This window comes from Flavobacterium sp. HJSW_4, from assembly GCF_042436695.1.
GTDB lineage: Bacteria > Bacteroidota > Bacteroidia > Flavobacteriales > Flavobacteriaceae > Flavobacterium.
In genome coordinates this window covers 202159-226017 of record NZ_JBHNPP010000007.1, presented here as the reverse complement: position 1 = coordinate 226017, position 23859 = coordinate 202159, and the positions used below count along the sequence as shown (strand labels likewise).

Annotated in this window: 29 protein-coding genes; 18 read left to right on the top strand and 11 right to left on the bottom strand. The window is 33.5% G+C overall.

Annotated elements, in window-relative coordinates:
* Positions 1–24: 24 nt before the first annotated feature.
* The 16 genes from ACE01P_RS09425 (at position 25) to ACE01P_RS09350 (ending at position 11729) form a co-directional block, all read left to right on the top strand.
* A complete protein-coding gene (locus tag ACE01P_RS09425) occupies positions 25–381 on the top strand; it encodes a PKD domain-containing protein (protein WP_379696668.1) in 357 nt (118 codons plus the stop codon).
* Between the two features lie 154 nt (positions 382–535).
* Positions 536–892, top strand: a complete 357-nt coding sequence (locus tag ACE01P_RS09420; RefSeq protein WP_379696665.1) for a PKD domain-containing protein — start codon at positions 536–538, stop codon at positions 890–892.
* A gap of 109 nt (positions 893–1001) precedes the next feature.
* On the top strand, positions 1002–1694 hold the full coding sequence (locus ACE01P_RS09415) for an NUDIX domain-containing protein (RefSeq protein ID WP_379696662.1): 693 nt from the start codon (positions 1002–1004) through the stop codon (positions 1692–1694).
* Positions 1695–1768: 74 nt separating this feature from the next.
* Complete coding sequence (gene prs / locus ACE01P_RS09410; protein WP_379696660.1) at positions 1769–2602, top strand: ribose-phosphate diphosphokinase; 834 nt, start codon at positions 1769–1771, stop codon at positions 2600–2602.
* Complete coding sequence (locus tag ACE01P_RS09405; protein ID WP_379696658.1) at positions 2599–3069, top strand: nucleoside 2-deoxyribosyltransferase domain-containing protein; 471 nt, start codon at positions 2599–2601, stop codon at positions 3067–3069. The genes prs and ACE01P_RS09405 overlap by 4 nt, the downstream gene beginning before the upstream one ends.
* Before the next feature lie 9 nt (positions 3070–3078).
* Complete coding sequence (locus ACE01P_RS09400) at positions 3079–3918, top strand: ADP-ribosylglycohydrolase family protein (protein WP_379696656.1); 840 nt, start codon at positions 3079–3081, stop codon at positions 3916–3918.
* Between the two features lie 147 nt (positions 3919–4065).
* Positions 4066–4401, top strand: a complete 336-nt coding sequence (locus tag ACE01P_RS09395; protein ID WP_095928446.1) for a hypothetical protein — start codon at positions 4066–4068, stop codon at positions 4399–4401.
* 2 nt (positions 4402–4403) lie between these two features.
* Positions 4404–5273 (top strand): hypothetical protein, encoded by an 870-nt coding sequence (locus ACE01P_RS09390; protein ID WP_379696653.1) that lies wholly within the window; start codon positions 4404–4406, stop codon positions 5271–5273.
* Positions 5274–5439: 166 nt separating this feature from the next.
* A complete protein-coding gene (locus ACE01P_RS09385; RefSeq protein WP_379696650.1) occupies positions 5440–6522 on the top strand; it encodes an adenylosuccinate synthetase in 1083 nt (360 codons plus the stop codon).
* 10 nt (positions 6523–6532) lie between these two features.
* Positions 6533–7060 (top strand): NADAR family protein, encoded by a 528-nt coding sequence (locus ACE01P_RS09380; RefSeq protein WP_379696647.1) that lies wholly within the window; start codon positions 6533–6535, stop codon positions 7058–7060.
* Positions 7061–7067: 7 nt separating this feature from the next.
* On the top strand, positions 7068–7481 hold the full coding sequence (locus tag ACE01P_RS09375; protein ID WP_379696644.1) for an ADP-ribosylation/crystallin J1: 414 nt from the start codon (positions 7068–7070) through the stop codon (positions 7479–7481).
* Positions 7478–7984, top strand: coding sequence for an O-acetyl-ADP-ribose deacetylase (locus tag ACE01P_RS09370; RefSeq protein ID WP_379696641.1), 507 nt, complete (start codon positions 7478–7480; stop codon positions 7982–7984). Before ACE01P_RS09375 ends, ACE01P_RS09370 begins: the two co-directional genes overlap by 4 nt.
* A 52-nt stretch (positions 7985–8036) precedes the next feature.
* Positions 8037–8579 (top strand): RNA 2'-phosphotransferase, encoded by a 543-nt coding sequence (locus ACE01P_RS09365; RefSeq protein WP_379696638.1) that lies wholly within the window; start codon positions 8037–8039, stop codon positions 8577–8579.
* Positions 8580–8581: 2 nt separating this feature from the next.
* Entirely contained in the window at positions 8582–9313 is a 732-nt protein-coding gene (locus tag ACE01P_RS09360; protein WP_379696635.1) for a metallophosphoesterase family protein, read from the top strand.
* A 1-nt stretch (position 9314) separates the two neighbouring features.
* Positions 9315–10253, top strand: a complete 939-nt coding sequence (locus ACE01P_RS09355; protein WP_379696632.1) for an ADP-ribosylglycohydrolase family protein — start codon at positions 9315–9317, stop codon at positions 10251–10253.
* Positions 10254–10259: 6 nt separating this feature from the next.
* Positions 10260–11729 (top strand): nicotinate phosphoribosyltransferase, encoded by a 1470-nt coding sequence (locus tag ACE01P_RS09350; protein ID WP_379696629.1) that lies wholly within the window; start codon positions 10260–10262, stop codon positions 11727–11729.
* A 187-nt stretch (positions 11730–11916) separates the two neighbouring features.
* Here the strand turns inward: ACE01P_RS09350 and nadD are convergent, their stop codons facing one another.
* The 4 genes from nadD to ACE01P_RS09330 form a co-directional block, all read right to left on the bottom strand.
* Positions 11917–12498 (bottom strand): nicotinate (nicotinamide) nucleotide adenylyltransferase, encoded by a 582-nt coding sequence (gene nadD / locus ACE01P_RS09345; protein WP_379696626.1) that lies wholly within the window; start codon positions 12496–12498, stop codon positions 11917–11919.
* A gap of 110 nt (positions 12499–12608) precedes the next feature.
* Positions 12609–13181 carry a guanylate kinase gene (gene gmk, locus ACE01P_RS09340; protein ID WP_125718070.1) on the bottom strand — a complete coding sequence of 191 codons (573 nt, stop codon included), beginning with the start codon at positions 13179–13181 and terminating at the stop codon, positions 12609–12611.
* Between the two features lie 55 nt (positions 13182–13236).
* Positions 13237–14097, bottom strand: coding sequence for a YicC/YloC family endoribonuclease (locus tag ACE01P_RS09335; protein WP_379696623.1), 861 nt, complete (start codon positions 14095–14097; stop codon positions 13237–13239).
* Between the two features lie 95 nt (positions 14098–14192).
* On the bottom strand, positions 14193–14540 hold the full coding sequence (locus ACE01P_RS09330) for an arsenate reductase family protein (RefSeq protein ID WP_379696620.1): 348 nt from the start codon (positions 14538–14540) through the stop codon (positions 14193–14195).
* A gap of 79 nt (positions 14541–14619) precedes the next feature.
* Between ACE01P_RS09330 and ACE01P_RS09325 the strand changes: the two genes are divergently transcribed.
* Positions 14620–15075: a DinB family protein gene (locus ACE01P_RS09325; protein WP_379696618.1), complete on the top strand. Its 456-nt coding sequence runs from the start codon at positions 14620–14622 to the stop codon at positions 15073–15075.
* A 47-nt stretch (positions 15076–15122) separates the two neighbouring features.
* Positions 15123–15584 carry a DinB family protein gene (locus ACE01P_RS09320; protein ID WP_379696615.1) on the top strand — a complete coding sequence of 154 codons (462 nt, stop codon included), beginning with the start codon at positions 15123–15125 and terminating at the stop codon, positions 15582–15584.
* A 30-nt stretch (positions 15585–15614) separates the two neighbouring features.
* Here the strand turns inward: ACE01P_RS09320 and ACE01P_RS09315 are convergent, their stop codons facing one another.
* The 7 genes from ACE01P_RS09315 to ACE01P_RS09285 all read right to left on the bottom strand — a co-directional run bounded on the left by ACE01P_RS09315 (position 15615) and on the right by ACE01P_RS09285 (position 23838).
* On the bottom strand, positions 15615–16103 hold the full coding sequence (locus tag ACE01P_RS09315; RefSeq protein WP_379696612.1) for a septal ring lytic transglycosylase RlpA family protein: 489 nt from the start codon (positions 16101–16103) through the stop codon (positions 15615–15617).
* Between the two features lie 90 nt (positions 16104–16193).
* A complete protein-coding gene (locus ACE01P_RS09310) occupies positions 16194–16616 on the bottom strand; it encodes a hypothetical protein (RefSeq protein ID WP_379696609.1) in 423 nt (140 codons plus the stop codon).
* A gap of 107 nt (positions 16617–16723) precedes the next feature.
* Positions 16724–19540 carry a TonB-dependent receptor gene (locus ACE01P_RS09305; RefSeq protein ID WP_379696606.1) on the bottom strand — a complete coding sequence of 939 codons (2817 nt, stop codon included), beginning with the start codon at positions 19538–19540 and terminating at the stop codon, positions 16724–16726.
* A 322-nt stretch (positions 19541–19862) separates the two neighbouring features.
* On the bottom strand, positions 19863–21506 hold the full coding sequence (gene pgi / locus ACE01P_RS09300) for a glucose-6-phosphate isomerase (protein WP_379696603.1): 1644 nt from the start codon (positions 21504–21506) through the stop codon (positions 19863–19865).
* A gap of 102 nt (positions 21507–21608) precedes the next feature.
* On the bottom strand, positions 21609–21950 hold the full coding sequence (locus ACE01P_RS09295) for a hypothetical protein (protein ID WP_379696600.1): 342 nt from the start codon (positions 21948–21950) through the stop codon (positions 21609–21611).
* A 10-nt stretch (positions 21951–21960) separates the two neighbouring features.
* Positions 21961–22581: a hypothetical protein gene (locus ACE01P_RS09290; RefSeq protein ID WP_379696597.1), complete on the bottom strand. Its 621-nt coding sequence runs from the start codon at positions 22579–22581 to the stop codon at positions 21961–21963.
* 36 nt (positions 22582–22617) lie between these two features.
* On the bottom strand, positions 22618–23838 hold the full coding sequence (locus ACE01P_RS09285) for a peptidoglycan DD-metalloendopeptidase family protein (protein WP_379696595.1): 1221 nt from the start codon (positions 23836–23838) through the stop codon (positions 22618–22620).
* Positions 23839–23859 lie beyond the last annotated feature (21 nt).

Sequence of the window (23859 nt, the reverse complement as noted above, 5' to 3'; positions counted from 1 at the left end):
GATGTATCACTAAATTTTCCAATTATGAAAAAGATTACCACAATTCTAATGTTTGCCATGATGTTTTTTGTAAGTGTCTCTTGCTCTAAAAATGATGCAGAAGATGTTTTAGATTGTATCGCAGAATCAGCTTATATTAGTATACATAACTCTACTGACACGACCAATCCAAAACTAATGAATTACTCCATTACCTATGATGGTACGGGAACTTTAAGTTCTGTAAAATGGACATTCGGTGACGGAACTACAGGGACAGGAGCTACGGTTACACATACTTATACAGCTGCAGGAACTTATGAAGCCGTAGCTGAAATAACAGTAAAAAAAGGTGGTTCTGAGTGTGGTTCTACTCGTAAGAGAACTGTTACGGTAAATTAGAATAATGTAGAACAAATTAAGAGCCAATTTTGCAATGCGAAATTGGCTCTTTTTTTATATCTAGAATATATGTAACGGATTATGATTGAGGTCATATTTGTTTGGTTTTTAACGGGGTAACTTTGATATATAAAATTTATAAAGATTTTGAGTTATGAAAAAGATTGCCACAATTTTGATATTAATTGTCATTGCTTTCACAAGCAATTCATGTAGTAAGGAATTAGAATCTATTGTTGATTGCACAGGAGAATCGGTTTTGGTTAAAATTGAACATAATGTAGATCCTGCCAATTCTAAGAAAATTAATTATTCATTTTCCTATGCCGGAAGAGGTACTATAGAAGCGCTCATTTGGACATTTGGCGACGGTGCACCTTCAGTGGCTGGTAACGAAGTATCTCATACTTATACAGTTTCGGGAAGTTATACGGTTAAAGTCCAAGCAAAAATTAAAAAAGATGGAACTCATTGCGAATTAACACCACAAAGAACAATTTCGGTAAACTAAAACAGAAAAAACACTTTTAACAAAGAGCCAATTTTATAATTTATTGCTTTAGTAATAGATTATAAAATTGGCTCTCATTCGTTATATTTGTTTGATATGATTTAGGAATATGGAAAAATTGCAAAATATTAGAATAGCGGTTGATGCAATTGTTTTTGGTTACAAAAGCAATGGTTTATATGTTTTATTAATTGAACAGAAGTTTGGTTCTGCAGAAAAATATTGGGCATTGCCTGGAGGTTTGGTGCAGAATGACGAATCTTTGAGCGATGCCGTTATTCGTGAATTACATGAAGAAACCAATGTGCAATTAACCTTTATGGAACAATTGTACACTTTTGGAGATGATATTTACAGAGATTCCAGAAATCGTGTTATTTCGGTTGCGTATTATGCTTTGGTCGATGCTTCAAACTTAGAAATCAAAGCTGATACAGATGCCGAAAGAGTGCAATGGTTTAAAATTGATGAAATTCCGCCTTTAGCATTCGATCATAATTTAATTTTAAAGAAAGGAATAGAAAGGCTAAAGGCCAAATTGACTTATGAACCAATTGGTTTCGATTTACTTCCCGAGGAATTTTTATTCTCAGACCTAGAAAACCTTTATTGTACTATTTTAGAAAAAGAAATCGATCGCAGAAACTTCAGAAAAAAAATATTGAGTTATGGTTTTTTAGAAGAAACCGATAATTTTTCTCCCATAAGAAGTGGAAGGCCAGCAAAATTATTTAAGTTCAATAAATTGAAATACAATGAATTAATAGATAAAGGCTTTCACTTCGAAATAAAGTTTGCGTAATTTTTACACAAAATAAATTGTTTATTCAAAATTAAATTCTACATTTGCGTATAATTAACGCAAACTAAAAAACTATGATACTAAATCTCGACCCAAAATTCGCTCCATTTCAAAATCAGGAAGAAATCAAATTTCAAAGTTTTACTTTCTCTGGAGGAGAACCACACATCAAAATCGCTCCAGATTTTGATCCAAATAGAAAAGTTACTATTACGCACCGATTAAATTCTTTCAACGATTTAGGTTTGTTGTGTGTTACAGTTGATGCATTAAGAAGAATGGATGTTAAAATCATCGATCTTTTCATTCCGTATTTTCCTGCTGCAAGACAAGATCGTGTTATGATTCCTGGCGAACCATTATCTGTAAAAGTGTATGCTGATATAATCAACGCAATGCAATTGAACAAAGTTTTTGTTTTTGATGCACATTCTGAAGTAACTCCAGCTTTGCTGAATAATAGTACTGTAATTCCGAACTATACTTTTATCAAAGAAGTTTTAAATCGAATCGGTGAAAACGTAAAACTGATTTCTCCAGACGGAGGTGCTTTGAAAAAAATCTACAAAGTATCTGAGTTTTTAGGTGGTGTTGAGGTTGTAGAATGCAGTAAAAGCCGTGATGTAAAAACGGGTAAATTATCTGGTTTTAAAGTTTACAATGATGATTTGCAAGGAATGGATTGTTTAATTGTAGATGATATCTGCGACGGCGGAGGAACTTTCGTTGGATTGGCTGAAGAACTAAAAAAGAAAAACGCTGGAAAATTATACTTAGCAGTAAGCCACGGAATTTTCAATAAAGGTTTTGAAGTTTTAGATTGTTTTGATGGTATTTTCACAACCAACTCTTTTAAAGATTTTGAAGGAGAAAGTGTTCAAGTGATTGGATTAGATCAATTGATATGAAAGTCATTTATCCCGTAAACGAAATTGAGAAAAAAGGAATTAAAATCTTTCTTGCTGGAACAATCGAAATGGGAAATTCTGCAGATTGGCAGCAAAAAGTAGTCACCGATTTTCAGGATTTTTACAAAGAAAAAGAAGTCGTAATTTTTAATCCAAGACGATTTGACTGGGATTCGAGCTGGGAACAGTCAATAGAAAATAAACAATTTAGCGATCAAGTAAACTGGGAGTTAAACGCTTTAGAAGCATCAGATTTCATTATTATGTTTTTTGATAAAAATTCTAAATCTCCGATTTCAATGCTCGAATTGGGATTGTTTGCAGATTCAAAAAAAATGCTAGTATGTTGTGAAGAAGGTTTTTGGAGAAAAGGAAATATTGACATTGTTTGTAAACGAAAAGAAATTCCAACTTTCGAAAATTTAGAAGACTTGACTAAAGCATTAAAGAATTTAATCAATTTATAAATCCAAAAAATGATACTAGAAGCAGCAATAGGCGATGCCTACGGAGCAGGATTTGAATTTCAAGAGTTAGATTATATTATTAAAAACAATCATTTAACTCAATATCATAAGCATGGAATGTATACAGAAATATATAAAAGATATACTGACGATACACAAATGGCAATTGCGATAACAGAACTTTTGTTAGAAGATGACAATTGGAATGAAGTAAAAGTAGCCGATAAGTTTGTTGAGGTTTTTCATAGAGATAAAAGAAGAGGCTATTCAGATAGAGTTTATAATGCATTAGATGCGAGTAAAAACGGAAGTGATTTTCTAAAAAACATCGATAACAGAAGCAGCGGAAATGGTTCCGCAATGCGAGCTTACTCAATCGGATTGCTAAAAGATATTCCTCAAATACTTGATTTTTGTGAGATTCAGGCCAAAACATCTCACAACACAGAAGAAGGAATTAGCTGTGCTAAAAGAATAGCTTTAGCGGTTCATTATTACAAATATAAATTAGGAGATAAAAGTTCTTTGATCGATTTTGTAAACGATACTTTAAAAGAAAAGGAAATATACAAAGTAACATCTCCAATTGATATGCACGGTTATTTTACAACCCAAGCCGTTATTAAAATGGTTTCTGAAGCAGATTCTATGCAAGATTGCCTAAAAACTGGAATCGATTATGGAGGAGATACCGATACTGTTGCAGCTTTGAGTATGGCGATTTTGAGTCAAAAAGAGAATTGCGATAAAACACTTCCGAAGTTTTTGTATGATGAATTAGAAAACGGTACATACGGAAAAGATTTTCTAATCAATTTAGATCTAAAATTAAAAGAAAAGTTTCATTAAAAAATGTTTCAAGTTTCAAGTTGTTTTGTAAGCCTTAAAAAAGAAAATCTATTAACCGTTTCAAGTTTAAAATTCCAAGTTTCAAGTTCAGCACAACTTGAAACTTGAAACAAGAAAAACCTGAAACAAAAACAACCAATAAAAATTATGAGCGACGATTTAAAACCAAGATTTATTGAGTCTTTAAAAAGAAACAATGATCAAATTAGAGAAGACAGAGCCAAAGTAATTGGTGAAGATTCTGAATTAATTTACAGAAGAAGAGTCGAAGACATCGAATTAAAAATCAAAAGGCTCGAAAGAGAACAAGAAGGATTAATTGATATTAGTCCGCTGGATAAAAACAGTTTGACATTTGCCGATTTTCAGCCAGAAGCCTTTGTTCAGAAAGACATGGAACTTTCGTTGACAATCAGAAATTTAAACATCCAGTTTGAAGTTACAAAAAAGAGATTTGAATATTTATTTGGTAAAAAATATTAATCATGGGAGGTACAAGATATGATTTCGGAGCTCGCGAAAGCAGAGCAAAAAAAGTAGGTTACGCTAGTAAATCTGCTGCAGAGATATTTACACAGAATGCATTACATATGGCTCATGAATCTATGAATCCGAATGGAGTGATTTTTAGAGAAGCGAGAGATTCAGATGTTCATCCAAACACCGTTCCTATCATTTTAGGATTGGACGTTACAGGAAGTATGGGACATATTCCACACGAATTGATAAAAGACGGACTTCCAAAATTAATGGGTGGAATTATTCAAGGCGGCGTTCCAGATCCAGCACTTTTATTCTTAGGAATTGGAGATCATGAATGCGATAGATTTCCGCTTCAAGTTGGACAGTTTGAATCTGGTGACGAAGAATTGGATATGTGGTTAACAAGAACCTACATTGAAGGCGGAGGCGGAGGAAACGCCGGAGAAAGTTATCTTTTAGCTTGGTATTTTGCAGCATTTCACACAAAAACCGATGCATTCGAAAAAAGAGGACAAAAAGGATTGCTGTTTACAGTTGGTGATGAACCAGGTTTGAAAACACTTCCAGCTTCAGCAATTAAAGAAATTATGGGACAGGGGCAACAGACTTATACGCATCTTGAATTATTAGCGGAAGCGCAAAAAAAGTACGATGTATATCACATTAGTGTGTTGCATTCAGGACAAGCGATCAATGCTGATGTAGAATGGAAAGAATTGCTTGGACAAAATTGTTTGTCTATCGAAGATCACAGAGAAATTCCAAACGTAATTAAAAAGATCATCTGCGATAAACATAAAAGTTCTGGTTTAGGAACAATACCAGTTTCTGGTGCAAGTGATAACAGTTTAGACAATATCGAAATGCTTTAAAATTTTAAACACATAGAAACATAGATTTCTCTTTTTAATATGAAAGAATAAAGAAAGAAACTAGTTTCTAACACATAGTAACTATGTGAATTGAAATAAGTGAAACGCCTTTTTCAAGATTCCAATAAGCTATGATTCTATGTGTTAAAAATAATATCAAACAAAAATGAAAACAGCGAAAATAGTTATAGGTTTAGGATTTGGTGATGAAGGGAAAGGCATAACAACAGATTTTCTGGCAAAACAAAACCCTGAATCTATAGTTATTCGCTTTTCGGGAGGACAACAGGCCGCCCATACTGTCATGATTGGTGATAGAAAACACGTGCATTCTAGTTTTGCAAGTGGAGCACTTCGCGGTCTTCCGTCTTATTACAGCGAGCACTGTACGATTCATCCGCTTTTTCTGTATAACGAAAGAGAAGAATTAAAAGAAAAAAATGCTAATCTGGATTTGTACATTCATCCTTTAGCAAAAGTCACAACTCCTTTTGATGTCTGGCACAACAGAGGAAATGTGCGAAATATTGCAAACGGAACCTGCGGAAAAGGCATCGGTTCAACCATGAAAAGAAATGAAGGTCCGTATAAATTGTTTGCCATCGATTTGATTGCGCCTCGCGAAATGCTTTTAGAAAAACTAAACCAAATCGCGTATTACTATGGTTTTTTAAACGAAAGCGGAATCGACGAAGAAGTAGAAAAATATCTAGAAGCAATCGATAAAATAAAATGGAATATTGTCGATTATACATTCCTTTCAAAATATGAAAATCTGATTTTTGAAGGCAGTCAGGGAATTCTACTCGACATGGATCACGGCGTTTTTCCGAATGTAACGTATGCCAATACGACTTCAAAAAATGCAATTGAAATTTGTAATAAACTAAAGATTGAAGATGTAGCCGTTTATTACGTAACCCGAAGTTATTCAACCCGCCACGGACACGGCTGGATGGCTAACGAAGGAGAAATTAAATTAAAAAATAACGAAGAAGAAACTTGTGTTTTTAACGAATATCAAAAACATTTACGTTTTGGAACTCTGAATTACGAACTTCTTAATTACGCTCTAAAACTTGATGCAGCTTACAGCCCAATGGCAAAACGAAATTTGGTTGTAACTTGTATGGATCAGCTGGAGCAGGATTATGAGTTGGAAAGTCTCACAACAGAATTCAATGAAATCTACGGATCATTTTCACCCGATTCAAAAGATTTCAAAAACATAACTTCTTTGTTTCAATAAAATAGCAAAAATGAAATATAATATAAATACCATAGCTCCAGAAAGTAAGTTTATATTTTTCTGGGGACACCAACCGAGTAAAGACGGAAAAATTCTAAAAACCTGTTTCAGCCAATGGTGGTTAAGTTCTTTTAAAGTAGATAAAGTAACTTACAAAACCGCAGAACACTGGATGATGGCGAAGAAAGCAGAATTATTCAACGATCAGGAAATTTTAGAAAAAATCCTTGAAGCTGATTCTCCTGCAGAAGCCAAAAAACTTGGGAGAGAAGTCAAAAATTATGTAGATACGGTTTGGTTAGAAAACCGATATGAAATCGTAAAGCAAGGAAACTTTCACAAATTCAGCCAAAATGCTGATTTGAAAACGTTCTTATTAAACACAAAAGAACGAGTTATTGTTGAAGCAAGTCCAGTCGATCCAATTTGGGGAATCGGAATGGCAGAAGATCATAAAGATATTCTAAAGCCAGAAGCTTGGAAAGGATTGAATCTTTTAGGTTTTGCTTTGATGGAAGTTAGGGATGAATTGAGGTAAAATGATTATGAAAACAACAAGATTATATCGCCCAGTTGGATTAAAAGAAATGGAATTAATCGCAACGTCTGGATACAATGCTTTTCCACCAAGATTAGAATGGCAACCTATTTTTTATCCAGTAACGAATCAGCAATATGCAGATCAAATTGCTTTTGAATGGAATACTGTTGATGAATTTTCAGGATTTATTGGAATTGTAACTGCTTTTGAAGTGAAAACAGATTTTTTGGAAAAATACGAAATTCAAAATGTTGGAGATAAAAACCATAATGAACTTTGGATTCCTTCAGAAGATTTGTCTGATTTTAATTCTAATATAGTCAACGAGATTGAGATTATAAATGTTCATTTTACAGACCATTCTTTGAAAAGTGAAAACAAAGAACTTAATGACAAATTAGATAGTTTTAGAAAATGATTTTAGAATTATTAAAAGCAGATATAACAGAAGTTCAAGTTGATGCAATAGTCAATGCTGCGAATACTTCTTTGCTTGGAGGCGGTGGAGTTGATGGAGCAATTCATCGTAAAGGAGGAAAAGCAATTTTAGATGAATGCATTCAAATTCGAAATAAGCAAGGAGGATGCAAAACAGGTGAAGCTGTAATTACAACAGCAGGAAATCTTCCTTCAAAATATGTTATTCACACTGTTGGACCGGTTTGGAATGGCGACAAAGAAGAAAAATCAAAATTGCTGGCAGATTGTTACAAGAACAGTTTGAATCTTGCTGTGGAAAACGGAATTAAGTCGATTGCTTTTCCAAATATTAGTACTGGGATTTATCATTTTCCGAAAGATAAAGCGGCTGAAATCGCGGTAAAAGCGGTAAAAGATTTTGGAAGAATTTCGGAAATAGAAAAAGTACTATTTGTCTGTTTTGATGATGAAAATTATCAGATTTATAAAAGTACTTTGTAATTATTACTTATGAAAATTTCATCGCTAGATGAACAAAAAAATATAGAAAAAGATGAATGAAAAAATAGCAAAAAGCGTCAGCAAATTTTTAAGTCTGGTGCTTAGACATTCGCCTGAAACTATCGGATTAAAATTAGACGAAAATGGATGGGCCGATGTAGAGGAATTAATTATAAAATGTAATAAAAAAGGACAACGTCTAGACGCAGAACTTTTAGATTACGTTGTAGAAAATAACGATAAAAAGCGTTTTGCTTACAATGACGATAAAACCAAAATCCGTGCAAGTCAGGGGCATTCGATTTCGGTTGAATTAAATCTGGCAGAAACAGAACCTTTGGAATATTTATACCATGGAACGGTTGGGAAATTCATGGAGAACATTCGTAAAGAAGGTTTGAAAAAAATGAGTCGCCAGCATGTGCATTTAAGTAAAGACAAAGAAACGGCGACAAAAGTAGGAAGTAGAAGAGGAGTGCCACAGATTTTAACCGTCAGAAGCGGAGCCATGCACAGAGACGGATTTAAATTTTATTTATCCGAAAACAATGTGTGGTTGACAGATGAGGTTCCTGCGAAATACATTGAATTTTAAAAATGGAAAGAACACTAGTTTTTGGAGATATTCATGGAGGATTAAAAGCCTTGATTCAATTATTGGATCGAATTACGATATCTGAAAAAGACCGACTAATTTTCTTAGGCGATTATGTGGACGGTTGGAGCGAATCGAAACAGGTAATTGATTTTCTTATTGATTTATCTCAAAAACACGAATGCATATTTATAAAAGGAAATCACGATGGCTGGTGTCAAGAATGGTTAGAAAAAGATATCATAAATGACATTTGGTTTCTTCACGGAGGAAAATCGACTATAGAAAGTTATCAGAATATTGATCTTTCGGAAAGGCAGAAACATCTGGAATTCTTTAGTCAAATGAAAGATTATTTCGTCGACGAAAATAACAATCTTTTCATTCACGCTGGGTTCTCATCGATGCATGGACCAGAAAAAGAACATTACCAAACCAATTTTTCTTGGGACAGAACGTTATGGGAAATGGCATTAACAATGGACAAGCGAATTAAAAAAGATTCGCTTTTATATCCGAAAAGATTACTGCTTTATAATGAAATTTATATCGGACATACGCCAACGCTTCATTACGATGTAGAAATTCCAATGCAAGGTTGCAATGTTTGGAATGTTGATACGGGAGCAGGTTTTTATGGAAAATTAACTTGTATTGATGTTGAAACGAAAGAATTTTGGCAAAGCGATGTAGTACAAACGTTTTATCCAAACGAAAAAGGAAGAAATAAATAAAATGAAAAATATAATAGAATCTGGTTTATTTGGTTTGGCTGTCGGTGATGTTTTGGGAGTTCCGGTTGAATTTCAATCTAGAGCTTATTTAAAACAAAATCCAGTTACTGAAATGTTTGGTTTTGGAACACATCATCAACCAATTGGAACTTGGAGTGACGATAGTTCACTTGCTTTTTGTCTAGCTGAAAGTTTATGTTCGGGTTATGATTTAAATGATATCGCAAAGAATTTCGTAAAATGGTATAATGCACAATTGTGGACGCCGCACGGAAAAGTTTTTGATATCGGAATCGCAACTAGAAATGCAATTCTAAATATTGCAAAAGGGCATCAGCCAGATTTATGTGGAGGATTTTCTGAAGGCGATAACGGAAATGGTTCATTAATGCGTATTTTGCCGTTGGTTTTTTATCTTCAAAAAGAAAATAATATTGAAGTTATCTATCAAAAGGTAAAAGAAGTTTCATCAATAACACACGCACATTTCAGATCTGTTTTTGCTTGCTTTATTTACGTGATTTATTGTTTGGAAATTTTAAAAGATAAAGATAAATTCGAAGCTTATAAAAATATGCAATTTGTTCTTTCTGAATTTCTGAAAGATAAAAGTTTTAATTCCGCAGAAATAGGATTGTTTGATAGAATTTTGAAAAATGATATTTCAAAATACAATGAAAACGAAATTCATTCTTCGGGTTATGTGCTTCATAGTTTAGAAGCGAGCATTTGGTGTTTTCTGAATTCGGATTCTTACAAAGAAACTGTTTTAAAAGCAGTCAACTTAGGACAAGACACAGATACAACCGGTGCAATTGCAGGAGGATTGGCAGGAATCTATTATGGAATCGAGAATATTCCGCAAAAATGGATTGACAATTTAGCAAGAGTAAATGATATAAAAGATTTGACAGATCGATTGTCTATTAAATATAAATAAAAAATTATGAACCCACTACTATTAACTGACGGTTACAAAGTTGACCACAGAAGACAATACCCAGACGGAACGACAATTGTTTATTCTAACTGGACACCAAGAAAATCAAGAATTGAAACCGTTGATGAAGTGATCTTTTTCGGATTGCAGTATTTCATTAAAAAATATATCATTCACGACTTCGAAGAGGAATTTTTTAAAAAGCCAAAAGAAGAAGTGGTTAAAAAATATTCTCGAAGAATCAACAATTATTTAGGTGAAAACCTTGTTGGAATTAAACATATCGAAGATTTACACGATTTAGGATATATTCCGATGGTTTTTAAAGCTTTGCCAGAAGGCGCAAGCGTTCCGTTGAGAGTTCCAATGTTTACGATGTATAATACAATTCCAGAATTTTTCTGGTTGACGAATTATTTCGAAACGTTACTTTCTGCAGTAGTTTGGTTGCCTTGTAACTCGGCTACAATTGCAAAAGAGTATAGAAAAGTATTAGACAAATATGCAGCAGAAACTTCTTCTGTTCCAGAATTTGTAGATTGGCAGGCGCACGATTTCTCAATGAGAGGAATGGGCGGAATTGAAGCTGCTTTAACTTCTGCGGCGGGTCACTTGTTGAGTTTTACAGGTTCTGATACAATTCCAGCAATTGATTTCTTAGAAGAATATTACAATGCTAATTCAGATCAAGAATTGGTTGCAGGTTCAGTGGCAGCGACAGAACATTCTGTTATGTGTATGGGAACGACAGAAGGCGAGTACGAAACTTTCAAGAGATTAATTACAGAAGTTTATCCAAAAGGAATCGTTTCTATCGTTTCTGATACTTGGGATTTATGGAAAGTTTTAACGGATTATCTTCCAAGATTAAAAGAAGAAATCGTTTCTAGAGAAGGTAAAGTTGTAATTCGTCCTGATAGCGGTGATCCTGTAGATATTATCTGCGGAAATCCAAACGGAAAAACGGAACAAGAGAAAAAAGGAGTTATCGAATTGCTTTGGGATGTTTTTGGTGGAACTACAAATGCGAAAGGTTTCAAAGAATTGGTTCCGCAAATCGGAGCGATTTATGGAGACAGTATTACAGTAGCAAGAGCAACTCAAATCTGCGAAAGATTAAAAGAAAAAGGATTTGCTTCTACAAACGTTGTTTTAGGAATCGGATCTTTCACTTATCAATACAACACAAGAGACACTTTTGGTTTTGCAATGAAAGCAACTTACGGAGAAGTAAACGGAGAGGGAAGAGCAATCTTCAAAGATCCAATTACAGATGACGGAACTAAAAAATCGGCTAAAGGATTAATGAAAATCGATTTAATCGACGGGAAGTATCATTTAACTGATAATGTTTCTTGGGAAGAAGAAAAACAAGGCGAATTGAAGGAAGTTTTTAGAGATGGAAAACTTTTGGTTGATCAATCGCTAAGTGAAATCAGAACAAGAGTAAAAAGCGATGTAAGCATCGAAGCTTAATTATAGCAAAAAGCCTGAATTTAAAATTCAGGCTTTTTTTATGATTTGTTTTTGCGTTCTGTTTGTCATTCCGACGAAGGAGGAATCTTCGTAAGTAACTCCGCAACAAATGTCCAATCTTTGTAGAGCTTCTCGCGAAGATTCCTCGTTCCTCGGAATGACAAGATTGTGTAAACTGTGTGGAAAATTACTTCTTATAAAAATTATTATGATCAATATATTCCCAAACCTTCGGAGGAAGCAATGGCTGAATATTTTTCCCTTCTTTAATATTATTTCGAATAAAAGTCGAAGAGATTTCTACAATCGGCGCATCAATAACATGAATTTTTGAATGCGATTTTAATTCCACATTTTCAGGTTCGTCAGAAATTCTAGGATAAACATAAATATCATGATTTTCGAGAATCACTTCGTAGTTTTTCCATTTATGAAGCGTTTTCAGATTGTCTTCGCCCATAATTAATGAAAACTCATGATTTGGATATTTCTCTTGTAAATGTGCGAGCGTGATAACGGTATAACTCGGCTGAGGTAATTTAAACTCGATATCAGACGGTTTTATTTTTGGATAATCTTCTGTTGCGAGAAAAACCATTTGCAAGCGCTGCTGATCGTCTAATAAAGTTGATTTTTTCTTTAACGGATTGTGAGGCGTAACCACCATCCAAATCTGATCTAAATCGGCATATTCTGCCATATGATTGGCAATGATTAAATGACCAACGTGAATTGGATTATAAGTTCCGAAATAAAGACCTATTTTCATTTTGTATAGTTTCGCAGAGAGTCGCTAAGATAGCACAAAGATTCGCAAAGTTTTATTCCAACTTCGCGAATCTTTGCGTTTTTTCTTTCTATATCTCTGTGGAATAAAAATTATTTACTAATGAAATCTTTCACTAATTGATGTGCTTCTTCTAGAGCAACTTCTAAATCATAGTTTTTGATAATCACATCGAACTGAGGTGCTGTCGCTAATTCTACAGAAGCTTTTGCGATACGCATATTGATTTTGTCTTCACTTTCTGTAGAACGTTGCTTTAATCGACGTTTTAATTCGTCAACACTTGGTGGTTTCACGAAAACCGCTAAAGTTTCTTCTGGAAATTTATGTTTGATACGAAGACCGCCAACTACGTCAATGTCAAAAATGACATTTTTTCCTAAAGCCCAGATTCTTTCAATCTCCGATTTTAAAGTTCCGTAGAAGTTATCGCGGTAAACTTCTTCCCATTCCAAGAAATCCTCTGCTTTAATGTGCTTTTTGAATTCTTCCAACGAAATGAAATAATAATCCTTTCCGTGAACTTCTTCACCACGTGGCGCACGCGATGCTGCCGAAATCGAAAATTCAAGATTTAAATCTTCCTGGCCTAATAAATGTTTTACGATAGTTGTTTTTCCCGATCCAGACGGTGCCGAAAAAACAATTAATTTTCCTTTGTTCATTGTGTATGCTTTAGGCTTTAAGCAATATGCTCTAAGCTTTAATTTTGTGTAGTATTTACAGAACGTTTAATACTTGTTCTTTAATCTTCTCCAATTCATCCTTCATCATTACAACCAATTTCTGCATTTGCGCATGATTTGATTTAGAACCCATTGTATTGATTTCACGTCCCATTTCTTGAGTGATAAAACCAAGTTTTCGTCCGTTAGCTTCATTTCCATTTAAAGTTTCTAAAAAGTAATCTAAATGGTTTCCTAAACGCACTTTTTCTTCTGTGATATCTAATTTTTCTAAATAATAGATTAATTCTTGTTCAAAACGATTTTCATCGACATTAACCTGTAATTCTGAAATTGCGGTTTGCAAACGATCTTTGATAGCTTGAATACGTTCTGGATCCAGTGCTAAAGTATCGTTCATGTACTGACGAATATTACCAATTCGTAAATTGAATTCTTTTTCAAGAGAAACACCTTCGTCTTTACGGAAATTCAAAATATTTTGAAGCGCTTCGTCAATGATAACCTGAATTTGATCCCAATCATCTTCATCAATTTCTTCACGTTCTGTTTTTAATGTGTCTGGCATACGAACTGCCATTTTCATTAATTCAGTTTCATCAGCATCAGGATTTACCTCTTTTAACTGTGCGATATAATATTTTACAACAGGTACGTTTACTTTAGTCGAAGTTTGTTCTGCAGTATTTTCGATGTAAATCGCAAAATCAATTTTTCCTCTTTCTAATTTAGTCGAAATCTGAGTTCGTAATCCAAGTTCCATTTCGCGATAAAGCGATGGCATTCTTACGTTCAAATCTAAACCTTTACTGTTTAGGGATTTTACTTCAACGGTAATTTTCTTTGTAGGCAATTGCAAAGAAGCTTTGCCAAACCCTGTCATAGATTGTATCATATAATTGAGTATAAAGGCGCAAAGATAATTAAAAGTTTGATGCCTTGTGTTGTAAATTGTGAATCAGTTTTGTAGATCAAAATTTGCGGTTATTCTTACGTTAAAGCATTTATAACTTCGGCTACATTTTTTTGGCTATTGCCGATGTAAATTTTTCCGTCAATGATAAAAACCGGACGACTTAAGAACGTATAATGCTCTAAAATGTATTTTTTGAAATCGGCCTCAGTCAAAGATTTGTCTTTTAACCCCATTGATTTGTACAATTGTGCTTTTTTGCTAAATAAAGCTTCATAACTTCCAGAAAGTTTATGCATTTCTTCCAATTGTTCTTCTGTAATTGGTTCTTGTCTAATGTCTTGAAAAACAAGATCGTTTTCAGGTAAACTTTTAATGATTTTACGACAAGTATCGCATGATGCTAAATAATATATTTTGTTCATTATTTTTTGAATTTGTTAGAATGCAAAGAAAATCCATTTGAAGCTTAAAAATGACTAATTTTAGAAAAAAAATAAAATTATGAGTTCAGTTTTTGATGTACAAAAAACAATCAGAGAAATTCTTTTGAAAATCTTAGATGGTCATTCGTTAGAACAATTAAACAAAATTCCAGATGGCTTCAATAATAATATTATTTGGAATATTGGGCATTGTATTTCTTCGCAACAAGTTTTGGTTTATAAATTATCGAGCCTTCCGACAATGGTTTCTGAAGATTTTATTGCTAAATATAGAAAAGGGACTAAACCTGAAGGTGATGTTTCTCAAGCTGAGGTCGATGAGATTAGAACGTTACTTTCTACAACACTAGAAAAAACAAAGAATGATTTTGAAAGCGGACTTTTTGTAGATTACAATGAATATACAACAAGTATGGGATTTACGCTTCGTCATGTTCAAGACGCATTAGATTTTAATAATTACCACGAAGGTCTCCATAGTGGAATTGCAATGTCGCTACGAAAATTGGTTTAGTTTTGTAAATTAATTCTTATTTTAGCAGTTGATTTTAATTATGAAATATGAATTCAATTTTTGAAATACAGTACACCATTAGACAAATTTTTGTTGATGTATTGGATAGTCATTCTTTGGAACAATTAAATAAAGTTCCAGATGGTTTTAATAATAATATTATTTGGAATGTCGCTCACTGTATTGCTGTTCAGCAAAGTGTAGTGTATAAATTGTCTGGACTTCCTTCCATTGTTTCTGATGATTTTATTTTGAAGTATAGACAAGGAACCAAGCCTGAAAATCCTGTTTCACAAAAGGAAGTCGATGAAATTAAAGAATTATTGTTGACTACTTTAGATCAAACGGTTAAAAATTATAATGAAAATAAGTTTGTGAATTACAGAGAATATAAAACAACTTTAGGCAGAGGTTATGTTTTAAAAGATATTGAAAACGCATTAGATTTTAATAATTATCATGAAGGCGTTCATTCAGGAATGGTAATGATTCTTAAAAAGTTTGTTTAAAAAAAATCCCGCTTCAAAAGCGGGATTTTTTTATTCGATTATGGTTTCGATGGTAACTTTCATTGCTCCGGCACCTTTATGTTTTGTGATGTCCATAAAAGCTCTTTTAGACAAATCGATTTCGCGGGTTTTTACAAAAGGACCGCGGTCAGTAATTTTTACTATAACGAATTTGCCATTGGCTTCGTTAGTTACTTTTACTCTAGTTCCAAAAGGAAGTTTTTTATGAGCAGCAGTGTATTTGCTATTATTGAATCTGCTTCCGTTAGCCGTCTTTCTTCCGTTAAATTTATCTGAATAATAAGAGGCGTGAGCATTTTTCTTGTATGGTCTAAGTTTTAAACCTTTGTCTGTAAAAACCGAATCCGGTAATGGGATAATAACTGGTTTTACATTTTTAACAGTATCTTGAATGATTTTAGGTTCTGTTGTAGGTTTGGTTTGGCTTATAACATACGTAAAGCCGCTAATTAGGGTTAAAGCGATTGTGGCGAATAAAATATTTTTTTTATTTCTCATGGGTTATTTCTTTTCAGACTTGGGGGGAGTTTGTACAAATAATATGCCGAGATAAAAAAAGCCCTGTAGGAGGGCTTTAATTGGTATTTTTTAGAACCAAAGGCTCCAAGGGATTCTACTTAAAATAAGTAATAATCCTAATCCGTAAAAAATAGCAAAGGTTTTAAATTTAGCCTCGCTATTGATTAGTTTTTTATGTTTAGACCATCCAATAGTAATTAAAACGATGGCAATAAGGTTAATTAGAGGGTGTTCTAATGAAGTTAATCTAAGTGCTGCATTTGACATTTGTCCAAAAGCTGCTTTTCCAAGAGGAGAAACAAAATATAAGATTAAACCAATCAATAATTGAGTGTGAGTACCGATTAAAGCGGATAAAGCGATTTTACGATCTTTACCAGTAAATTCTTTTTTTGAAGTTACTCCGATGATAGCATTAACAACTGCAAAGACTAAAAGAAGTAATGCTAAGTATGCCCAGCCAGAGTGAAATTTTTGTAGAAAATTATACATAAACTGTGTTTTTTGTTTAAAAACAAATATAGCAAAAAAGGCTATAAAAAAACGGCATTAAACTTAAAAGTCAATGCCGTTTTTATTATTTATTTAGATTCTAAATTTTAGAAATCGTAACGTAAGCTAAAGTTCCATGTTCTTCCAAAACCAAAGAATACCTGGTTAGCATCAGCTACACCTTGATATAATCTGTTGTTAGAAGCATAAGTTCCTAAAGCTGCGTTTGATGAACTTACGTTGTCATCAGCAAAAATGTTTGTTCTTGACTCAGCAATGTAAATTTTATCAAATAAGTTGTTTACGTTTAATCTGAAGTTAACAGATTTGTCTTTGTTTTCACCTACTAACATTTTGTATGAGAAACCTGCATCAAAGATTCCGTAAGAAGGTAATTGTAAAGCACCTTTGTTGTTAGGATCTGAGAAGTTAATTGGGCTTAATCCAGCATACAATTTATCATTGAAGTTGTAGTTAGCGTCAACAGTTACTCTTGTTAAAACTTCGTAAGAAGCACCTAAAGAAGCTGTTAATTGAGCAGCATCTCCAACTTTTACTTTGTCCATGTATACAGGAGTTGCAGTGTATCCAGCTACTGGAGAGTTATCAGCTTGGTAGTAAGCGTTAACAGTTGCATTTCCTTTGTACTCCCAAATACCGTAAGAGAACATACCGTTAACTCTGAATTTGTCAGTAATGTTAGAAGAAACTTCTAATTCAGCTCCAGAGTGTACCTCGTTAAGACCTACGTATTCTGTGTATGTACTTGCGTCAGTTGGTAATGCGTTACCTTTTAAGTATCTGTCATTCCAAGTTGTGTTATACAAGTTAACAGTTGCGTTGAAGAATCTTGAACGGAAACCGTATCCAGCCTCAAAACCAGTAATTTTCTCGTTTGTAAGGTTAGGGTTTACAGTAGATCTGTTGTTTGGGTAAACTGAGTTAAAGAATGGTTGTCTTGAGTAGTATCCAGCATTTACGTAAACGTTATGTTTTTCGTTGATGTTGTAGTTAGCTCCACCTTTTACGTTACCACCTAAGATGTTTTTGTAATCTGTAGATGCCAATGGATCTGTTGGTAAGTAAACGAAATCATCTTCTCTCTTGAATCCTTGTTGAGAAATAGCTCCCTGAACGAATGCAGTTAAGTTATCTTTAGAATACTCTAATTGAGTAAATGCTCCGTACCATCTTACTTTTCCAGTACTGTTGAATGAGATTTTTTCGTATTGTCTATCGTCAAAAACATTCCATTGAACGTTTGTAGCGTAAGTTGAAGTAAGACGTCTTCCAGTTGGTTTTAAACTTGCAATGTTGTTGTCATAAAACTCGTCACCACCTAATCTGTCATTAACTACTGTAAAGTGGTATCCTGTGTAAGTTCTAGCATCTATACCGAAATCTAATGTTAAAGTGTTAGATAACTTTTTGTTTAAGTTAATTAAAGCTCCAAACCAGTCATGAGAGTTGATAGATGAAGTTTGTGTAATACCAGAAGTAGTATTGTAAACATAAGGAGATGTTGCATTTCCAGCACCAGTTCTACCTGTTGAAGAACTGTTTTGGTAAACACCACCAATTTGTGTTCTAGTTCTGTTTGCTCCGTTGAAGAAAACACTTCCTGTACCATTGTTCCATGCTTGGATTTTGTTGTAATCAACAGATCCGTCAGGTAATTGGAAAACAGCAGCGTTGTATAAGTTTCCTCCGATACCACCTGTAGCACTAGCACCTGCTCCACGACCCATAGAAGCGTAAGCAACAGTAGAAAGTTTTGTAGTTTCGTTGATTTTGTAATCCCAGTTAAGAGAAGCTACTGGTTTGTGGTAGTAGTTCTTTCTGATGTTATAGTCTTCACCGTTTAAAGTTCCTGCATCAGCGTTATATCTGATGTTTGGATCAGTTAAAGAACCATATTTTTGGTATGTAGCGATTGTAGAAACAGTAGATCTTTGGTTGTGCCATTGTGGCGCTCCTGTTACTGTTAATTGGAAATCGTGTTTGTCGTTTTTAGTAGCGTATCCTAAAGCAATGTAGTAGTTAGAACCTTCAAATGAAGTACCATTGATGTATCCATCACCCATTGTTTGAGATAATAAAACAGAAGCAGAAAGTCCGTTTGATAATTTTCCTGTATTGTAAGAACCTTGAATTTTGAAGTTTCTTGCATTACCAAATCCAGAAGAGAATGATCCTCCTTCTTTTTTGTCAGAAGATTTAGTTACAATGTTGATTGTTCCCCCTACAGAAGGTGTAGCTAATTTAGAAGAACCTAAACCTCTTTGAACCTGCATAGCAGATGTTACATCTGATAAACCAGCCCAGTTACTCCAGTAAACAGAACCATTTTCCATGTCGTTAACTGGCATACCGTTAATCATAACAGCGATGTTGTTTTGGTTGAAACCACGAATGTTAATTCTAGAATCTCCAAAACCTCCACCTGATTTAGTAACATACACAGAAGGTGTATTTCTTAAGATCTCTGGAAATTCTTGAGTTCCAAGTTTTTCCTGAATTTCAGCAGCTTTAATCGTAGAAACAGCAACCGGAGTTTTTCTGTCTTTAGCGATATCTACAACAGTACTTTTAACAACAATTTCGCTTAATTCGTTAGAATTTGAAGCTAAAGTGATTGTTCCTAAGTTTGTAGTTGCACCATTTGCTACATTAAATCTTAAAGTTAGGTTATCATAACCTAAAAAAGAGATTACAATCTCTCCTGTGCTTGATGGTGAAGTAAGAGTAAATTTACCATCAAAATCTGTTGAAGTTGCGTTAGTAGATCCTTTGATCACTACGTTTGCTCCTGGTAACCCACCTGTTCCGTCGGTAATAGTACCAGTAACTTTTCCTTGAGAAAATACGGTTGAAACTATCATAAAAAATAGTCCGGTCAGTAACCAATTTTTCATTTTCTTCATTTTGTTATTGAGTTTATTGTTTTTGGCAAAATTATAACAAATAACTCAGATAGTGTTATCAAAATGTTAAGAAAAATAAGTTTTGCTTTTTGTGCTGCGCATTAAAATGAATTTTTCTCTTTTTGTTAGAAAAAATATCGATTTGTTAAATTTTTATAAAGCTTTTTTGTTAAAAATGTAATTATTCGAACAGGGTTATAAGTTCTGCCGTGCAAATAAACGTTGATTTTTGATTTTTGTCGGTATTTTACGTAAAAAACGTCCTAATTTTACTGATAATTAGGACGTTTTTAAAAGTTAAAGAATATTTAAGTAAATTTTTCTATTTGTTTTTTAAGAAATGATTTAACAAAAATGAAGTAGAACTGTCATGGTTTTTAACAGTCTTAGAATTGATTTCATCCAAGATAGAATTTGCTAATTGCTTACCTAATTCAACTCCCCATTGATCAAAACTGAAAATATTCCAAATAACGCCTTGAACGAAAATTTTGTGTTCGTACAATGCAATTAGAGATCCTAAGCTTTTTGGAGTAAGTTTTTGAATCAAAATAGTATTTGTTGGTTTGTTTCCTGTGAAAACTTTGAATGGTCTTAAGTAAGATGCTTTGTCAGCCGCAAGTCCTTGTTTATCAAATTCTGCTTGAACTTGAGCTTCTGTCTTTCCATTCATTAAAGCCTCAGTTTGAGCAAAGAAGTTTGACATTAATTTATCATGGTGATCTTCGTTACCATAAAGAGGTTTTACAAATCCCACAAAATCTGTCGGAATTCTTTTTGTTCCTTGGTGAATTAATTGGAAAAAAGCATGTTGTGAGTTTGTTCCTGGTTCTCCCCAAATGATTGTTCCAGTTTGGTAATTAACTGGTTTTCCGTCACGACCAACACTTTTTCCATTACTTTCCATAAAAGCTTGCTGTAAATAAGGAGCAAGTTTGTGTAAATATTGTGTGTATGGAATCAAAGCTTCACTTTCAGCACCATAAAAATTATTGTACCAAACGCTTAATAAAGCTAAAATAACTGGAATGTTTTCATCAAATTCTGCCGATTTGAAATGTTCATCCATTTCATATGCACCATTTAATAAATCATTGTAATTTTCAAATCCAACCGCTAAAGCAATGCTTAGACCAACTGCACTCCATAAAGAAAATCTTCCGCCAACCCAATCCCACATAGGAAAAACGTTGTTTGGGTTAATTCCGAATTCAGTTACTTTCTGAATGTTCGTAGAAACCGCTACGAACTGTTTTGCAATATCTTCTTGAGAAGCCGATTTCAAAAACCATTCTTTAATAGTCTCAGAATTAGAAAGCGTTTCTTGAGTAGTAAAAGTTTTAGAAACAATTACAAAAAGTGTCGTTTCTGGATTTAGTTTTTTGATAACCTCGTTTACGTGATCACCATCAACATTCGAAACGAAATGTGTGTTTAAATGGTTTTTGTAAAACTGTAAAGCTTCAACAGCCATAACAGGACCAAGGTCAGAACCACCAATTCCGATATTTACGATATCAGTAAAAGCTTTTCCAGTGTATCCTTTTCTCTGCCCAGAGATTACTTCTTCTGTAAAGTTTTTGATTTTATTTTTTACTTCGAATACTTCTGGAATTACATTTTCTCCATCAACTTTAATAACAGCCGATTCTGGAGCACGCAATGCAGTATGCAAAACAGCACGATTTTCGGTTTGATTGATTAATTCTCCTCCAAAATATTGTCCAATTGCATCTTTCAGTCCGATTGAATTTGCTAATTCTAATAAAAGAGAAACAGTTTCCTGACTGATATTATTTTTTGAGTAATCTACTAAAAAATCATTCCATTGTAAATTGAATTTTTCAGCACGTGCACCATCTTGTTGAAACAATTCTTGTATTGTGGTTTCGTGAATTGCGTTATAGTGGTTTTGTAGATTTTTCCACGCTTCAGTCCCAGTTGGGTTTGTTGTGTTTAAAGCCATTTTATCTATAATTGAGTTTGTTCTATAAAACACAAAAATACTGAAATAACTTTTAAAAGGGGAATGGTTGACAATTATATAACAATTAGTTACGAAAACGTTTTATGGATTCTGAATTTGAATTTTGGTAGCCATAATTATCGCGCCATCATTTTCTTTTTCATTATATATGATACGACTGCTATTTTGGTTTAAAAAATTTAAACTAGTAATATCTGATTTTTTGAAAGGTAATATAATGGTGTCTTTATTTTTGTCGTATCTAAATGGTATTCCATTTATTACAATTAAAGGAGCGGTTTTTATTTGATTTTCTTCAAACGCTGTGTTTATAAATTCTGAAACATAATATCTGTTTTTTCCTGCTTCATTTAAAAGAAAAACTTTTGGCTTAGAGCATCCAATTGTGATTACTGAAAGAAATAGTAGTGAAATGTGTTTCATTAATTTAGTGTTACCAAAATTTCCACCATGGCTTTTTGTTGATTTCTATAACTTTCTTTGTTATGTCAACATCAATTCTTTTTGGCGATTCGGTTTTAATTTTAGAATCATCAAAAAACAGTTTTCCGCTTTCGTCCATTCCGAGAGGAAGTTTAGTTCTTTCTTTCCATTCTTCGGTTTGTAATTCTGGAATTAAAACGGCATCGATTTTTTCGCGAAAGCGTTTTTGAGCCTTTTCTATAATCTCTTCTTCTAAATTTGATGATGAATTCTTGAAAAGCGAAATCGAATTATCGGGAATATTTAAAAGAAAAACTTGAGTTTTATCGCCAATTTTCTGAATGTCCAATACTTTGAAATAAGCAATTGAATCTAAAAGAAAGTGTCCGTTTTTTGCGGAAGCAGCATTAAATTTTGACAGATCTTTTGCATGGGCGCTAGCGATCAAGTATCTAAAGTTGCCCGAAAATCCTCCGCCAATCGAACTCATATCGGTAAAGCCTTTTTCTTGAATGATCTGCCCGATTTTATAATTTAAAATTAAACTTTCAGGAAGATTTGTGTCTCTGTAAAATAATTTTAAACCAGAAAAAGTTTCATGGTAAATGGTTCTAAGACGTTCATTTTTCATGATTTCAATTCAGAATGATTTTCAAAAATAGATTTTTTACAGATTTCCAATACTGTCTAATTCTCTTTTCAGAGGTTCCATTTGTTTCATGAAACGAGTTTTGTCATTTCCAGTTAAAGATTCTCCAGTTGGAAGATTCAATCGAAGCGCATCAACTTGTACTCCATTTTTCCAGAAACGGTAACAAACGTGAGGTCCAGAAGCTAAACCTGTACTTCCTACCAAACCAATTGTCTGACCTTGCGTTACGCGCTGTCCGCGGCGAACTAAAATTTTAGACATGTGTAAATATTGAGTAGAGTAGGTTCCGTTGTGTTTTACTTTTACAAAGTTTCCGTTTCCTGCAGTATAGCCCGTAGCTTCTACAACTCCAGATGCTGTTGTTGAAATTGGTGTTCCTGTTGGGGCAGCGTAATCGGTTCCTTTATGTGCTTTCCAGGTATGTTGTACCGGATGATATCTGTTCATTGTGAATCTTGAAGTGATTCGGCTGAATTTAATTGGAGTTTTTAAGAAGAAGTTTTTAAGTGTTTTTCCTTCGCCATCATAATATTCAATCTTTCCAGAAGTAGTATCTCTTTGAAATGGAAAAGCATAAATGATCTTTCCTTTATATTCAAAAAATGCAGCTTCTAAATCTTCTACACCGTCATAAGTTTTTCCGTTAATGAAACGCTCGGTAAAAATTAATCCGTAACGATCTCCTTTTTTAAGTTTGAAGAAGTCAATAGACCAAGAAAAGACTTTTGTGATTCTGCTTGCCAAAGCTGTTTCGACACTTTCGTTTCCTAAAGTTTCAGATAATGAACTTTTCAGAACGCCGCCAATCATTTTTCTTTTAAAAGTAACGGGTTTTATTTTTTTATAAGCTTTTGCAGTGCTGTCTCTTAAGTCGATAACATAATAACTTAAAGCATCTGGCTGATAAATAAAAGCTTGCAGGTTGTTTGTTTTGTTTTTAGAACGAAGTAAAGTAAAAGGTTTGCCGTAACGAATGCTTCTTACATTGAACGAATCTTTTACCTGCTCAACAATATCGTGTACTTTTTTGTCTCCAATATTTTGACTTTGAAGAATTGAGCCGAAGGAATCTCCTTTTGAAATAGTATCATTAACAACATTAAAATCTGCGTAATTAAAACCGAATTCTATTTTTTTGGTTGCTGGTTTAGTAATTTTGGTTTCTACTTTTTCTTCTGCTTTTTTACATGAAAAAATAGAAAACAAGACAATTAAAATTACGACTGCTTTTTTCAAACTTTAAATTTTTTGTAGAGA